The sequence below is a fragment of the Streptomyces puniciscabiei genome (assembly GCF_006715785.1).
Taxonomy (GTDB): Bacteria; Actinomycetota; Actinomycetes; order Streptomycetales; family Streptomycetaceae; genus Streptomyces; species Streptomyces puniciscabiei.
This window is the reverse complement of sequence record NZ_VFNX01000001.1, coordinates 873,594-888,779: the sequence shown is the minus strand read 5'-3', so window position 1 is coordinate 888,779 and position 15,186 is coordinate 873,594. Positions and strand designations below refer to the sequence as shown.

Here is a 15,186-nt window from a genome sequence, read left to right as displayed (position 1 = left end):
TCCCGTCGCCGGGATGCTGCCCGGGAAGCCGGCCGTGCCCTACGGCAGTGCCTGCTCCGCCCAGATCACCTTGCCCTGAGGGCTGTACCTGACGCCCCAGCGCTCGGTCATCTGCGACACCAGGAACAGCCCACGGCCGCCCTCGTCGGTGGTCGCGGCGTACCGCAGGTGCGGGGAGGTGTTGCTGCCGTCGGCCACCTCGCAGAGCAGCGTGCGGTCACGGATCAGCCGCACCCGGATCGGCTCGCCGCCGTAGCGGATGGCGTTGGTGACCAACTCGCTGAGCACCAGTTCCGTGGCGAAGCCCAGCTCGGCCAGGCCCCACTCGTCCAGCTTTCCGGACACGGCCAGGCGCATGTCCGACACGGCCGCCGGATCGGGGGGTACGTCCCACACGGCGACCCGGTCGGGCGTCAGCGCCCGGGTGCGCGCGACGAGCAGCGCGACGTCGTCCGTGGGCCGCTCGGGCAGCAGCTCGTCCAGCACCGCCTGGCAGCTCTCGTCCGGTGGCCGTCCGGGATGGCCCGCCAGGGCCTGCCGCAGCAGCTCCATGCCTTCGTCCAGGTCCCGGGCGCGGTCCTCGATGAGACCGTCGGTGTACAGCACGAGCTCGGTGCCCTCGGCCAGCTGGAGCTCCGCCGTCTGGAACGGCATGCCCCCGATGCCGAGCGGGGGCCCGGCCGGTACGTCGGCGAAGGTGGCGCTGCCGTCGGGGTGGACCAGCGCGGGTGCCAGGTGTCCCGCCCGCGCCATGGTGCAGCGGCGCGTCACCGGGTCGTAGATCGCGTACAGGCAGGTCGCGCCGGCGATCCCGGCCGCGTCCGCACCGGCCTCGTCCTGGTCGATGCGGCCGACCAGGTCGTCCAGGTGGCCCAGCAGCTCGTCGGGCGGCAGGTCGAGGGCGGCGAAGTTGTGCACGGCGGTGCGCAGCCGTCCCATGGTGGCGGCCGCGTGCAGGCCGTGGCCGACCACGTCACCGACGACCAGCGCCACCCGGCTCCCCGGCAGCGGGATCACGTCGAACCAGTCCCCGCTGACCCCCGACTGCGCGGGCAGATAGCGGTAACCGACGTCCAGTGCGCTCTGCTCGGGCAGCGCCCGCGGCAGCAGACTGCGCTGCAGGGTGACCGCGAGCGCGTGCTCACGGGCGTACCGGCGGGCGTTGTCGATGCTGACCGCGGCGCGCGCGACCAGCTCCTCCGCCAGCGACAGGTCCTCCTCCTCGAAGAGCTCCCGCTTGGCGCGCCAGAAGGTCGCCGTGCCCAGCACCACACCGCGGGCCCGGATCGGGGCGACGATGAGCGACTGGATGCCGTAGTCGAGGATCTCCTGGGCGCGCCCCGGGTCCTGCGCCTGCCAGTCCCCCACGGCGGACAGGTCGGTCACCAGCTCCGAGTGGCCGGTGCCGTAGCCCCGTGCCTGGGGCGTGGACGGCAGGAAGTCGATCAGCCGGTCCTTCTCGTAGAACGGGTGGTCGTCCCGGATGCCGTGGACGGCGATGCGCCGCATGTCCGTCGCGGTGGCGGCCGGCTCCTCGCCGCGCAGCACGGCGTCGGCCAGGTCCACGGTGACGAAGTCGGCGAAGCGCGGCACGGCGATCCGCGCCAGCTCGTCCGCCGTACGGGTCACGTCGAGGCTGCTGCCGATGCCCAGACCGGCGTCGTACAGCAGCTTGAGCCGCTCCCTGGCGACGTTCGCGCGTCCGGACAGTGCCTGGAGCTCGGTGGAGTCCCGGAGGGTCACCACGGTCCCTCCAGGGCATCCGGCCCGGTCCGTGGGCCGCTGGTTGACCGCCAGCAGCCGTTCTCCGGCGAACAGCACCTCGTCGGTGGCCTCGCGCCCGGAGACGAGCAGCTCCACGATCTCCGGCTCGAGGCCCGCGAGCGCGGAGACCGGCCGGCCCTCGGCCTCGGCGGGCAGTTCGAGGAGCCGCCTGGCCTCGTCGTTGACCAGCAGCAGCCGCCCGTCGGCACCGACGATGAGCACGCCTTCCCGCACCGAGTGCAGCACCGTGTCGTGGTGCTCGTACATGCGGGTCATCTCGTCCGGGGCCAGGCTGTGGGTCTGCCTGCGCAGCCGCCGGCCCACCAGTGCGGTGCCCCCGGTCGACAGTGCGAGCGCCACGCCCCCTGAGGCCAGGATGAGCGGCAGCTGCCGGTTCACCTCGCTGGTGACGTTCTTGACCTTCAGCCCTGCGGAGACGAGAGCGACGACCTTGCCGCGGGTGTCGTCGACCGGAACGGTCGCCTGTTCCTCGTGGCCGAGCGGGCCGTGGACGCTCTCGGTGTACACCTTGCCGGCCAGCGACGGCCCGATCGTGCCCACGAACCGGTGCCCGATCTTGCTCGGGATCGGGTGGGTGTAGCGGATGCCGTGGGTGTCCATGACCACGATGAAGTCGACGCCCGACGACTTGCGGGCCGCCTCGGTGAGCGGCTGGAGGATCTTGGACGGCTGCGGCGTCTTCAGCGCCTGCAGGATGCCGGGGGAGTGCGCGAAGGTCTGGGCGACGGCGATGGACCGGCGCCTGGCCTCGCTGCCGGTGTCCCGCTGCGACTGCAGGACGAGGGCGAGGACCCCGCAGACCACGAGCACCGCGACCAGCGCCACCTGCAGGACGAAGACCTGCCCGGCGACGCTTCGCGGGCTCTTGCCGATCACGGAGCGCCAGGGGAGACGCCTGGGTCGGTCAGTCATGTCCGACATGCCGCATTTGTAGCACCGGGTTCAGCGGGTGGCTATGGCCTGTCCGCGAGCCGGACGCGTGTTCCACCCCGATCGGGGCGCATCCTCCCTGGTCGCGAGCGCGGGCCGCGGGTCCGAGGCGGATGAGGAAAATCGGCGCCCGGACCGCGAACAGCTCTGGGCGGACCCGGTGTTCATGTGCACCGGGTCCGCGAGCCGGGCGGGTGAGGGGGGTGTCGGGAAACCCGTCCGGGTGAGGGTGGCCTGTGAGGTAGGGCACATGTGCGACAACGTTGTCGTATGGTCTGTACATGACTCTACCGCGCTGACCGACAACGATGTCAATGGACTTCGGGTAGCCCGACCGGGTGATCCCGAGGAAGGGGAGCCGCAGCCCCGGCGGGCCACCGCCTGTCCGACCGCAGGACGAAGGGGCGGACCCGGACGGGCCGGCCCCTTCCCCCCCGTACCCGGCTCAGGCCAGCAGCTCCACCTCCGCCAGCGTCGACTCGCCGTCCAGGACAAGCCGGTACTTCGGGTACGTCCCCGGCGCGGCGATGGTGAACGCCCGGGTCTGACGGTCCCAGGTGAACGACTCGCCGGAGCGGTGGTCCAGGGTCTGCCAGGTCGTGCCGTCCGTGGAGCCCTGGAGGGTCCAGCCGGTCGGCGCCCTGCCGCGGTCCGCCGAGGAGGTCAGCGTGTACTGGACCGGCTTCACCGCCCCGTCCACCGGCAGATCCACCGAGGTGACCGTGGCGTCCGTCGCCGAGGTGTTGTCGAAGAGCGGGCCGTCACCCTTCAGGACGTCCGAGCGGGGCGCCGGCACCTTGTCGTCCCGGGTGATGGAGACGGGGGCGGCGTTCTTGCCCGTGCCCCACGTCGACGGCTTGGCGCCCATGGAGAACTGCAGCACCCCGCCCCTGGCCAGCAGCGAATGGGGGAGCGAAGTCGACGTCCAGGGATGGCCGTTGAAGGTCACGCCCTGGATGTACACGTTCCTGGCGCTGTTGTCCGGCGCCTTGATCACCAGGTCGCGGCCGTTCTCCAGGTGCACGGTGACCTTCTTGAACAACGGCGAGCCGATGGCGTACTCGCCGCTGCCCATCACCAGCGGATAGAAGCCGAGCGCGGAGAACAGGTACCAGCCGGACTGCTCGCCGTTGTCCTCGTCGCCGTGGTAGCCCTGCCCGATCTCGCTGCCGAGGTAGAGCCGGGAGAGGATCTCCCGGACCGCCGCCTGCGTCTTCCAGGGCTCGCCGGCCGCGTCGTACATGTACGACACATGATGGGCGACCTGGTTGGACTGGCCGAGCATGCCCATCCGGACGTCCCGCGCCTCGGTCATCTCGTGTATCACACCGCCGTAGGAGCCGACGTAGTCGGGGGAAGCGGTCTCCGGGGTGGAGAAGAACGCGTCCAGCTTCTCGGCCAGGCCCTGCCGGCCGCCGTACAGGTTGGCCAGGCCCCGGCTGTCCTGCGGGACGCTGAAGGCGTAACCCCAGCCGTTCGTCTCCGTGTAGTCGTAACCCCATACCCGCGGGTCGTACGCCGAGGAGTCCACCCGCCAGTCGCCCTTGGCGTCCCGGCCCTGGAAGAAGCCCCCCGCCTTGGGGTCGAAGAGATTGACGTAGTCCCGGGCGCGGTTGAGGAAGTACTCGGACTCCTCCTTGTAGTGCTTCTCGCCCGTCTTCTCGTACAGGGCCTCGCCCATCCTCGCGATGCCGTAGTCGTTGACGTAGCCCTCCATCGCCCAGGACAGGCCCTCGTCGGTCGCGGTGCTGGTGTAACCGAGGAACGGCGAGGTGCTCATGCCCTTGCGGCCCACGCCCGACATCGGCGGCACCACGGTCGCGTTCTTCAGGGCCGCGTCGTAGGCCGCCTTCGCGTCGAACTTCACGCCCTTCACATAGGCGTCGGCGAACGCCACGTCCGAGGAGGTGCCGGTCATCAGGTCGGCGTACCCCGGCGAGGACCAGCGCGAGGTCCAGCCGCCGTCCTTGTACTGCTGCACGAAACCGTCGACCATCTCGCCCGCCTGGGACGGGGTGAGGAAGGAGTACGCCGGCCATGTCGTCCGGTAGGTGTCCCAGAAACCGTTGTTGACGTACACCTTGCCGTCCACGATCTTCGCGCCGGTGTGGGTCGGGGTGTCCTGGCTCGGCATGGGGGAGAAGGGGGAGGCGTACTGGTCCTTGTCACCCACCTTCTCGAAGCCCGAGTTCGGGTACAGGTACAGCCGGTACATGCCGGAGTACAGCGTGGTCAGCTGGTCCGGGGTCGCCCCCTCCACCTCGACCTTGCCGAGCAGATCGTCCCAGGTGCGCTGCGCCCGGTCCTTCACCGTGTCGAAGGAGGTGCCGTCCGGGATCTCCTGGCGCAGGTTGTCCTTCGCCTGGTCGATGCTGATCAGCGAGGTCGCCAGGCGCAGCGTGACGGTGCGATCCGAACCGGCGTCGAAACGCAGGTAGCCCTTCACCCCGCTCGATCCGCTGTCCGTCACCGGCTTGTCGAACTCGCCGTAGACGAACAGCCGGGTCGCGCCGGTCGACAGGCCCGACTTCACGTCCGAGTAACCGGTGACGATCCCGTTCTCCTTGTCGAGCGTCAGGCCTGCCTGCTCGGTGACGTTGTCGAACAGCACGCTCGCGTCGTCGCCGGGGTAGGTGAAGCGCAGCATCGCCGCGTGGTCGGTCGGGGTCATCTCGGCCTTGAGACCGTTTTCGAAACGGACCCCGTAGTAATACGGCCGCGCGGTCTCGTTCTCGTGCCGGAACGGCAGCTCGCGCGCCTCGCGCCCGGTGTCCGGGGCGCCGGACGCGGCCGACGGCATCACCTGGAAGGTCTGCCGGTCACCCATCCACGGGCTCGGCTCATGGCTCGCGCTGAAAGCCTGGATCGTGGGCAGGTTGTCGTCGTTGTTCGCATGCGCGTACTCGTACAGCCAGCTCAGCGACGACGCGTTGGTCACCGGCGTCCAGAAATTGAAACCGTGCGGCAGGGCGGTCGCCGGGAAGTTGTTGCCGCGCGAGAAGCTGCCGCTGGAGTTGGTGCCGCGCGTGGTCAGCGCGTAGTCCGACAGATGCGCCTTCGGTTTCTCCGGCGGAACCGGTTTCAGGGACACGTCGTCGATCCAGCCCCGGAACTTCGCCGGTCCCGCGGGGGAGTCGTACCCCACCAGGATCCGGTCGACCGTCCTGCCGGCCGCCACCGAACCGATCCGCGCGGCCACGTTGTTCCACTGGTTGACGTACAGCGACTTCGACTCGCCCTGCCCGCGCGGCGACAGCGGGAACCCGTGCTGGTCCAGCGCGCCCAGATCGCTGAGATACGTGCCGTCGGTGAAGGCCACGTCGAGGGAGACATTGGTGGCGTCGTAGTCCCGGTCGCCGTCGGCCATCTGCGGGAAGATCCGGTACGACAACTGTGTGTCGCCGCCGACCTTCACGTGCACGTCGAAGACCTTGTTGTACGAGTACGCACGGCCGGCCGCCGTGTGCCGCCCGGCGTAGCGCAGCGCCCGCTTCCCGGTGAACCCGACCCGGGCCTTGGCCGTCGGTGAGGCGGTCGGGCCCTTGTCGACCAGCGTCAGCATGTCCTGCGGCACCGGGCCGCCCCCGCCGCCGGTGGAGAACTGCACATCGGCGAGCTGGAGGATGCCGGAAGCGCCGTTGTTCTTCGTGACCTCCAGCCGGAAGTGCTGGTACTCGGCGGGTTCGGCCAGGTCGTAGGACCTGGTCTGGAAGCGCTCGGAGAAGGTCTCGCCCGCGCGGCTGTCGACCGTCTTCCAGTCCTTGCCGTCGGTGGAGCCGAGCAGCGTCCAGTCCCTGGGGTCGCGCTCGGCGTAGTCGTTGGCCGAGGTCAGCGCGTACGTCACCAGCTTGACGGGTTTGTCGAGGTCGAACTCCACCCAGCCGGTGGGCTGGAAGGTCAGCCACTTGGTGCCCGGCTCGCCGTCGACCAGGTTCTCCTTGACCTCGCCCGCGCCCGTGTTCTCGCCGCTCGCCCGGACCTCGGTGACATGGTCGTTCACATTGCCCGGTATGCCGGTGCTGTAGCCGCCGTCGACCCCCGAGGCGCGCTTGGTGCCGTCCGGCGCGGTGTCGACGGTATTGAGCCAGTCCGGAGCCGGATCCCCCGGCTCGAACGAGGACGCGAACTCCCGGGCGGCGGCCGGAGCCTTGGCGGGCAGGGCCACCGCCGCGCCCTGGGCACCGGCGGCCATGACAAAGGCGGCCGTGAGGACGACCGCCGGACCCCATCTGTGCCGAGTTCTCCGCTGCATCTACGGATTCCCCTCCTGCGCCCGCTCTGGACAACGTTGTCAACTTCGGTGCGCAGGAACCAGTAGGGCGTCAAGTGACCGGTGATGTCAAGGGTGTTGGGTGTGGCATTCAGGCACTTATGTCGCGAGTTTTTCTGCCAGGGGCTTCACAGGGGTCTCTTATTTCCGCGAGGTCTCAACTCGGAAAAGACCCATGTCGAACCTTGCATTCGATCTTGCTCCGCTGGCGGGAAGTGGACTATACCTGTCGGCGCCCGGTACAAGACCCGGCCGGCACGAGATGTGGACGAGCACTTCCTGCACCACCCAGCTTGACCCGACAGCGGTGCCGGGGAGGATCCGGTGCACCGCCTGAGTCCTGGAGAGAGCGAGGACTTGAGCGTGACTCCACCCACGCGTCGACGCGCGGGCTTCCCACGCCGCCGGCCGATCGGCGTCGCAGAGGGCCGGCCCAGCCCTGTCGCGGGCGTCCACCGGGATCACGAGAGAACCGGCACGCTCAGCCTCGTTCGCCAGGATCCTCAGGAACGGCCCCCAACCCGCGTCCGGAATACTGCGGTTGAATCCGGCCCCGGCGGCGGTCCTGTCCGGAAGGAACGCGCCGTCGTTGACCCGGTCGGGCTTGGGCTTCGGAGCGCGCCCGGCGACTTTCCGGGCGGCTGCCCGGTGTTTCCCCGACCGCTTGCGGATGCGCTCGCGAAAGGTGTCCAAGCGGCGGGAGAACGCTTGGAATACGGGCGGCACACCACATGCCGCCCGAGGCCGGGCACACCAGCGGAGGGCGGGCGAAGCCTCCTGCCTGCGGCCACACCGGCTCCGTACAGGCGGTCCGTTTCTCTTCGCACACGTTTTGTAGCTGTCGCCTGCCCCGCCCCGCACCACGCCGTGGCGCGGCTGACGATGCGGTTCCCCCACCGGCTGCGGTCGGTCGTTCCCTTGAGAGGAATCTGATGGAATTCACTTCCGCCGAGAACAGCGGTTCCGAAGGTGTCGGCCGCCGCAGTCTGATCAAGCGTTCGGCCGCGCTGGGCTTGGTCGCGGTCCCCGGAATGAGCCTGCTGTCCGCCTGTGCCAGCAGCGGCGGGGGCGGGCAGAAGAAGGACAAGGCGGGGAAGAAGACCGCCAAGAACCCGCTCGGCGTCAACGAGACCGCCACGATGGAATTCGTCCTCTTCGACGGCGGCTTCGGCAAGGAGTACGCTCAGGACGCGGTGAAGATCTACGAGAAGGACTTCCCCAAGGCGCAAGTGAAGTTCTCGGCCACCCAGAAGATCCAGTCCACCCTGCAGCCCCGCTTCAACCAGGGCAACCCGCCGGACCTCATCGACAACTCCGGCGCCGAGCAGATGGACATGGGCGTGCTCGTCGGCAAGAACCAGCTGGCCGACCTCACCCCGCTGCTGGACGCCCCGTCGTACGACGACCCGAGCAAGAAGGTCCGCGACACGCTGCGCCCCGGCATCGTGGAGATGGGCCAGTTCGACGGCAAGCCGGTCTGGATCCTCTACTACGCCTACACGGTGTACGGCGTCTGGTACTCGCAGAAGGCCCTGGACTCGCTCGACGAAAAGTACCCGGAGACCTGGGACGAGATGCTCAAGGTCTGCGAGAAGGCCAAGAAGAAGGGCATGGCGGGCTGGACGTACGCGGGCAAGTACCCGTACTACATCCCCTTCTCGCTCTACCCGATGATCGGCAAGGTCGGCGGCGTCGACGTCCTGAACGCGATCGACAACCTGGAGCCCAACGCCTGGAAGCACCCGGCCGTCAAGGCCTGTTTCGAGGCGTACTACGAGCTGTACAAGAAGGGCTACATCCTCCAGGGCACTCCGGGCCTGGACCACATCCAGTCGCAGACCGCCTGGGCCCAGGGCAAGGCGCTGTTCATTCCGAACGGCTCCTGGGTGGAGAACGAGTCGGCCAACGTCATTCCGAAGGACTTCAACCTGGCTGTCTCCGCGCCGTCCGGCATCGACAGCTCCGACAAGATGCCGTTCGGCACCATCTGGGCGTCCGGCGGTGAGCCGTTCATCGTGCCGGCCAAGGCCGCGAACGCCGAGGGCGGTATGGAGCAGCTGCGCATCATGCTCTCCGAGGCGTCCTCGAAGAACTTCACCGCCAAGGTGAAGTCGCTGACCGCGTACAACGGCGGCACCACCGGCATCACCCTCACCCCCGGCCTGACGTCGGGTGTGGCGGCGCTCAAGCTGGCCGGATCCAACGTGGTGAATCCCCGGCTGCAGGACTGGTATGTGCAGCTGCAGAAGGAGAAGATCGGTGTCGCCGGTCTCGGCGAGATGATGGCCGGCCGGCTCACCCCGGCCGAGGCCGTCAAGAAGATCCAGGGATTCGCCGACGAGGCGGCCAAGGACACGTCCATCAAGCACTACAAGCACCAGTAAGCAGCACCTTTTCAACGCACCGGAGTGGCGATGCAGCACGGCAAGTACCGGTTCATCGTGGGGTTTCTGGTTCTGCCCCTGGGACTGTACGCGCTCTTCGTGGTGTGGCCGTTCATCCAGTCCATCTATTACTCGTTCACGGACTGGACCGGCCTGAGCCCCGATTTCAAGATGGTCGGCTTCGACAACTACAAGAGGATGCTCGACGACGACATCTTCTGGAAGTCGTTGCAGCACAGTCTGCTGTTCGCCCTGGTGCTCCCGCTGGTGACGATCAGTCTGGCGCTGTTCTTCGCCTTCATGATCAATGTGGGCGGACGGCGGAGAAGGGGCGGCCCCGTGGTCTCGGGTGTCCGGGGCTCGTCCTTCTACAAGATCGTCTACTTCTTCCCGCAGGTGCTGTCCATCGCGATCGTGTCGCTGCTGTTCGCCTTCGCGTACAACCCGGACAGCGGCGCGATCAACTCGATCCTGCGCGGGATCGGCCTCGACCACGTCCAGCCGCTGTGGCTGGGCGACCCGAGCCTCGCCCTGTGGTGCGTGATGGCGGTCCTGGTGTGGTCCACGGTCGGTTTCTTCGTGGTCCTGTTCTCGGCGGGCATGGCCTCGATCCCGGCCGAGCTGTACGAGGCGGCCCTGCTGGACGGCGCGAGCCGCTTCACCACCTTCTTCCGCATCACCCTGCCGCTGCTGTGGGACACCGTGCAGTCCGGCTGGGTCTACATGGGCATCCTCGCGCTCGGCGCCGAGTCGTTCGCCGTCGTTCAGATCATGACGACCGGACCGGGCGGGCCCGACTACTCGACCACGGTGATGGTCCTGTACGTGTACCAGAAGGCGTTCCGGGACGGTCAGGCCGCCTACGCCACCACCATCGGCGTCGCCCTGCTCGTCGTCACGCTCGCGTTCGCGGCGATCGTGATGCGGTTGGGCCGTCGCGAGCGGCTGGAGTTCTGAAGCCATGAAGACGACCGAGACCCCCGCCCCGCTGCCGGCCGAGTCCGGCGCCACCGTCTCCAAGGTCGACGTACCGGCCCCGAAGCCCGCCCGGCAGAAGAAGGAGGGCGGTGTCCTCAACGTCTTCTCCCACGGCGTGCTGATCACCTGGGCGATCATGGTGGTCATGCCGCTGCTGTGGGCGGTGATGACGTCTTTCAAGGACGACAGGTCCATCTTCGACTCGCCCTGGTCCCTGCCGACCCACCTGCACTTCGACAACTGGTCGCGGGCCTGGACCCAGGCCAACATGAGCGACTACTTCCTGAACACCGTCCTGGTGGTCGGGGGCTCGCTCATCGGCACCCTGGCGCTCGGCTCCATGGCGGCCTACGTCCTCGCCCGCTTCGACTTCCCGGGCAACCGCTTCATCTACTACCTGTTCATCGGCGGCATGAGCTTCCCGATCATGCTCGCGCTGGTGCCGCTGTTCTACGTCGTGAACAACATGGGCCTGCTGAACACGATCCACGGCCTGATCCTGGTCTACATCGCGTACTCGCTGCCGTTCACGGTCTTCTTCCTCACGGCCTTCTTCCGCACCCTGCCGACCTCGGTGGCGGAGGCGGCCTTCGTGGACGGCGCTTCGCACGCGCGTACGTTCTTCCAGATCATGCTTCCCATGGCGAAGCCCGGTCTGATCAGCGTCGGGATCTTCAACTTCCTGGGCCAGTGGAACCAGTACATGCTGCCCACGGTCCTGAACACCGACCCCGACAAAAAGGTGCTCACCCAGGGCCTGGTCCAGCTGGCGGTCAGCCAGGGCTACAAGGGCGACTGGTCCGGCCTCTTCGCCGGCCTGGTGATGGCCATGCTGCCGGTGCTCGGGGCGTACATCGTCTTCCAGCGCCAGGTGGTGCAGGGACTCACCGCAGGGGCGCTGAAGTAGCGGCCGCGCGGATCGCCCGGTTGATGTCCGGGTGGTCGTCCTCGTAGCTGCCGTTCAGCAGGACATGGCTGACCCCGGCCCGGGTGTACTCCGCCGGCCTCGCCCCGACCTCCTCATGGGTGCCCACGAGGAACGGGGCGCTGGCGCGGCCGCTGCGGAAGGCGCCGAGCCAGTACGGGTCGGCCGGCTCCTCGTCCTCCGCCACCGCGCGCGCCGCCAGCTCCCGTGACCAGGTGTTCTGCGACCTGGTCTTCAGCACCGTCTCCTGCCGGCCCCGCCGGGTCTGCGGGAAACGGGCCCTGGCCCGGTGCCAGGCGTCCGCCCGCTCCGCACCGGCCACGATGCCGATCCGGATGCCCAGCTGTCCGGTGTAGCCCGAGGCACGCAGTGGTTCCAGGAAGTCCCGCCGCCAGTCGGGGTAGGGCGCCGGATGGGTGACCACGACGTCGGCGATGTCCCGCGCCACGTTCAGCCCGGCGGGGGAGGAACCGGCGACGAAGATCAGGCACCGCTCGAGGACGGCGGGCCGGGGCAGCAGCCGGTGACCGCGGTAGGTGTAGTGGCGGCCGGCCACGTCGACCTCCTCGCCGTGCAGCAGCGCCCGCAGGATGTGGCCGAACTCCCGCATCCGTTCGTACCGTTCGTCGTGGTCGAGGGGATCCCCGGTACGCTGCAGCTCGTCGCCCCGCGCACCGGCCACCAGGTTGAAGTGGACCGGACGACCGTAGAGCATCGCGTATGCCGCCGCCATCGACGCGACGGTGTGGGGGGCCGCCGCCGCGGGTTGTACGGCGACACCCGCACGGGTGTCGTTCTCACCAACGCCTTCGACGGCAGCGGCGGCGTCATGTACTGCGTGGTCGCCGACAGCCTCGCGGCGGCGTGGGACCGGGACCGGGCCCTGAAGTCCCTGTTCTCCCGCCCGCCCGGACAGCCCCGTGGCACCTCGCGCTGAGCGCCACGGCGCCGTCCGGTGCGGTGGGTGAGCGGGCGGCCGGGACGGGGCGCCGGTCGCTCCTGCGCCCGGCCGGCTCAGTGTCCGTCGGCCTCCAGGGACACCGGCGGGCGGCCTGCGCGGTTGCCTGGGACGTCCAGGGTGTCGGCGAGCGCGCCCGTCGTGTCGCTGCCGTCGCCCACCGTCTCCAGCAGGGCGAGGACGTCGGTGAGCAGTTCGGCCGCGTGTGCCAGCCCGTCCGGCGGTCCGCCGAAGAAGGTGCGGGTGGCGAGTCCGGCCCGGCTGATCTCGAAGCGCAGGGTGGTGACCGTCAGGTCGTGGGCGGGCCGGAAGGGACACAGCCGGACGGGTTCGGTCGAGTAGGCCGAACTCGGGGACACATCGGGGTCCACGTCCACGTCGACATGAAGCTGGAGGTAGTCCGCGCCGGGCGCGAGCAGGGATGCGGCGTACTCCGGCACCTCGCACGCCAGCTCGGGCACGCTCACCCGGCAGCGCCGCATTGCCTGAAGCGTGTCGACCTGGACGCGGCGGACCAGCGCGGCGACGGGCTGGTCCGGGTCGATCCGGCAGGGGATCGGCCGGTCGAGGGCGAAATTGCCGACCGTCTTCCAGTCGGCCGCGTCCTTCCGGGTCGACACGGGGGTGTTCAGCAGGACGTCCCGCCGCCCGGTCCGGCGCCACAACGCCACGGCCAGCAGTACCGCGATCACGGTGAACGGAGTGCCCCCGCAGACCTCCACCAGGTGACGCACCGCACGGTCGGGACCCTCGCCGGGGATGTCCCGGTCCACCTGGGAACAGATGTAGTCCGAGCGGTCGAGGGCGCGCGGCATGAAGCCGTTCAGTCCGGTGATCCCGCTCAGCGCCTCCGTCCAGTGGGCGATTTCCCGCTCGACCCCGCCGGATTTCCCACGCCGCGCCCGCTGCAGTTCCCAGAAGGAGGCGACGGGAGCCGGTTCCCGGCCCCGCAGCAGCGCCTCCAGGTCGGCATGCAGAATACGTGTGGAATAACCGTCGGACGCGAAATGGTCGACCATTCCGAGGAGCTGGCGCGATGCACCGCCGGATTCTCCAACGAGTTCGAGGTGCACGGGCCCCGTGGACGTCTTGACGTCCCGCAGGGTGTTTCTGCGCCGGATCACGGCGGCCGCCGTGTCCTGCGGCGCGGCCGGCGTCCGGTGCAGCACGGGTATCTCGGAGTGCAGGCCCTGAACCAAGGTTGACGTGCCGATCAATGAGGTGCGCAGGGAATCGTGCCGCGCTACGAGCCGCCCTGCCGCCGCCGCGACGGCATCGTCGTCCACGCTGTCCGGAACCGGCAGACCGAAGCTGATGTTGTGGAAGATTCCGGGTCCGAAAATCCCGTTCAGGAACAACATGCTTTCCTGCTCGGCGGTCAGGGGGATGGCAAACATTGAGCTCCCTCGGTCAGCCGCTGCACTATTCGGTGTGCGGGGATTCTCCAAGTGGATTGTCAGTGCTGTCAAGGAAATACTCAGGCCCGCCCTCGAAAATGGGCCATGGAGGAATGCGGCGGCTTTTTGGGGTCCGTCTGTTCCCGCCGTGACGTGTCCCGTCCGTCCGCCCGCGCCCCGGTGGGCAGGACTCGGGCCGACAGGTGAGGAGGGGCACCGCGAGGGATACCCGACGGTTCAACCTCTTGACGTAAGACACCGCGAACGGCTCAGCTTAGAGTTCACTAGTTGGACATACGCGGGGCCTCGCCGAAGCGGCCCCGCGCTCAGGAGGTCGTCGTGGAGACTCCAGGGTCGCAGTCGTCGCTGCACCGAGCCAACCTGGAGCGGGTCGTACGGGCCGTGCGCTTGGCCGGGTCCCTCACGCAGGCGGAGATCGCGCGGACGACCGGTCTGTCCGCCGCGACCGTCTCCAACATCGTGCGGGAGCTGAAGGACGGCGGAACCGTCGAGGTCACGCCCACCTCGGCGGGCGGGCGGCGGGCCCGCAGCGTCAGCCTGAGCGGGGACGCCGGGATCGTGATCGGCGTCGACTTCGGGCACACCCATCTGCGCGTCGCGATCGGGAACCTCGCCCACCAGGTGCTGGCCGAGGAGGCCGAGCCGCTGGACGTCGACGCCTCCGCGGCCCAGGGTTTCGACCGGGCGGAGGAGCTGGTCAGCCGCCTGATCGCGGCAACGGGTGTGAACCGGTCCAAGGTGGCCGGCGTGGGGCTCGGCGTGCCGGGCCCGATCGACGTGGAGTCGGGGACCCTCGGGTCCACCGCGATCCTGCCCGGCTGGGGCGGTACCAAGCCCGCCGAGGAGCTGCGCGAGCGGCTCGGCGTGCCCGTGTACGTGGACAACGACGCCAACCTCGGAGCCCTCGGCGAGCTGGTCTGGGGCAGCGGCAAGGGCGTCCGTGACCTGGCGTACATCAAGGTCGCGAGCGGTGTCGGCGCCGGTCTGGTGATCGACGGGAAGATCTACCGCGGCCCGGGCGGCACGGCCGGAGAAATCGGTCATATTACACTCGACGAATCCGGCCCGGTCTGCCGTTGCGGGAACCGCGGCTGCCTGGAGACGTTCGCGGCCGCGCGGTATGTGCTCCCGCTGCTCCAGCCCAGCCACGGCCCCGACCTGACCATGGAAGGCGTCGTACGGCTGGCCAGGGACGGAGACCCGGGCTGCCGTCGGGTGATCGCCGACGTCGGCCGCCACATCGGCAGTGGAGTGGCCAATCTCTGCAATCTCCTCAACCCGAGCCGGGTGGTCCTCGGCGGTGATCTCGCCGAGGCCGGTGAGCTGGTGCTCGGGCCGATCAGGGAGTCCGTCGGCCGCTACGCCATCCCCAGCGCGGCGCGTCAACTGTCCGTTCTCCCCGGGGCACTTGGCGGTCGCGCCGAGGTGCTCGGAGCGCTTGCCCTCGCCCTCAGCGAGATGGGCGATTCGACACTTTTGGACGGCTCGCTGCCCGTGGCAGCCCCTGCCTTCACTTAGAGAACGGATGGCACCGTTGC

At 69.0% G+C, this 15,186-nt stretch carries 9 protein-coding genes; 5 read left to right on the top strand and 4 right to left on the bottom strand.

The genetic code is table 11. From position 1 onward, the window contains the following. Nucleotides 1-39 precede the first annotated feature (39 nt). Both FB563_RS04035 and FB563_RS04030 read right to left on the bottom strand, forming a co-directional pair. The gene (locus FB563_RS04035; RefSeq protein WP_079048806.1) at nucleotides 40-2,706 is read right to left on the bottom strand and encodes a SpoIIE family protein phosphatase; all 2,667 of its coding nucleotides are present in this window, start codon (nucleotides 2,704-2,706) and stop codon (nucleotides 40-42) included. Nucleotides 2,707-3,160: 454 nt separating this feature from the next. Next, entirely contained in the window at nucleotides 3,161-6,967 is a 3,807-nt protein-coding gene (locus FB563_RS04030; RefSeq protein ID WP_234357780.1) for a GH92 family glycosyl hydrolase, read from the bottom strand. A 950-nt stretch (nucleotides 6,968-7,917) separates the two neighbouring features. Between FB563_RS04030 and ngcE the strand changes: the two genes are divergently transcribed. From ngcE to FB563_RS04015, 3 genes are read left to right on the top strand one after another with little or no spacing between them, the layout of a single operon-like run. Beyond that, entirely contained in the window at nucleotides 7,918-9,369 is a 1,452-nt protein-coding gene (gene ngcE, locus FB563_RS04025) for an N-acetylglucosamine/diacetylchitobiose ABC transporter substrate-binding protein (protein WP_055706654.1), read from the top strand. 30 nt (nucleotides 9,370-9,399) lie between these two features. Next, a complete protein-coding gene (locus tag FB563_RS04020; RefSeq protein ID WP_055706655.1) occupies nucleotides 9,400-10,326 on the top strand; it encodes a carbohydrate ABC transporter permease in 927 nt (308 codons plus the stop codon). Between the two features lie 4 nt (nucleotides 10,327-10,330). Then, the gene (locus tag FB563_RS04015) at nucleotides 10,331-11,254 is read left to right on the top strand and encodes a carbohydrate ABC transporter permease (protein WP_055706656.1); all 924 of its coding nucleotides are present in this window, start codon (nucleotides 10,331-10,333) and stop codon (nucleotides 11,252-11,254) included. On the opposite strand, the gene FB563_RS42750 is transcribed toward FB563_RS04015, so the two are convergent. Then, on the bottom strand, nucleotides 11,232-12,005 hold the full coding sequence (locus FB563_RS42750) for an LLM class flavin-dependent oxidoreductase (RefSeq protein ID WP_055706657.1): 774 nt from the start codon (nucleotides 12,003-12,005) through the stop codon (nucleotides 11,232-11,234). The genes FB563_RS04015 and FB563_RS42750 overlap by 23 nt on opposite strands. Before the next feature lie 12 nt (nucleotides 12,006-12,017). Between FB563_RS42750 and FB563_RS42745 the strand changes: the two genes are divergently transcribed. Next, nucleotides 12,018-12,209 (top strand): peptide ligase PGM1-related protein, encoded by a 192-nt coding sequence (locus FB563_RS42745; protein WP_167528463.1) that lies wholly within the window; start codon nucleotides 12,018-12,020, stop codon nucleotides 12,207-12,209. 77 nt (nucleotides 12,210-12,286) lie between these two features. Here the strand turns inward: FB563_RS42745 and FB563_RS04005 are convergent, their stop codons facing one another. Continuing rightward, entirely contained in the window at nucleotides 12,287-13,699 is a 1,413-nt protein-coding gene (locus tag FB563_RS04005; RefSeq protein WP_142218467.1) for a condensation domain-containing protein, read from the bottom strand. Between the two features lie 267 nt (nucleotides 13,700-13,966). Between FB563_RS04005 and FB563_RS04000 the strand changes: the two genes are divergently transcribed. Then, nucleotides 13,967-15,166, top strand: coding sequence for an ROK family transcriptional regulator (locus tag FB563_RS04000; RefSeq protein WP_055706659.1), 1,200 nt, complete (start codon nucleotides 13,967-13,969; stop codon nucleotides 15,164-15,166). Nucleotides 15,167-15,186 lie beyond the last annotated feature (20 nt).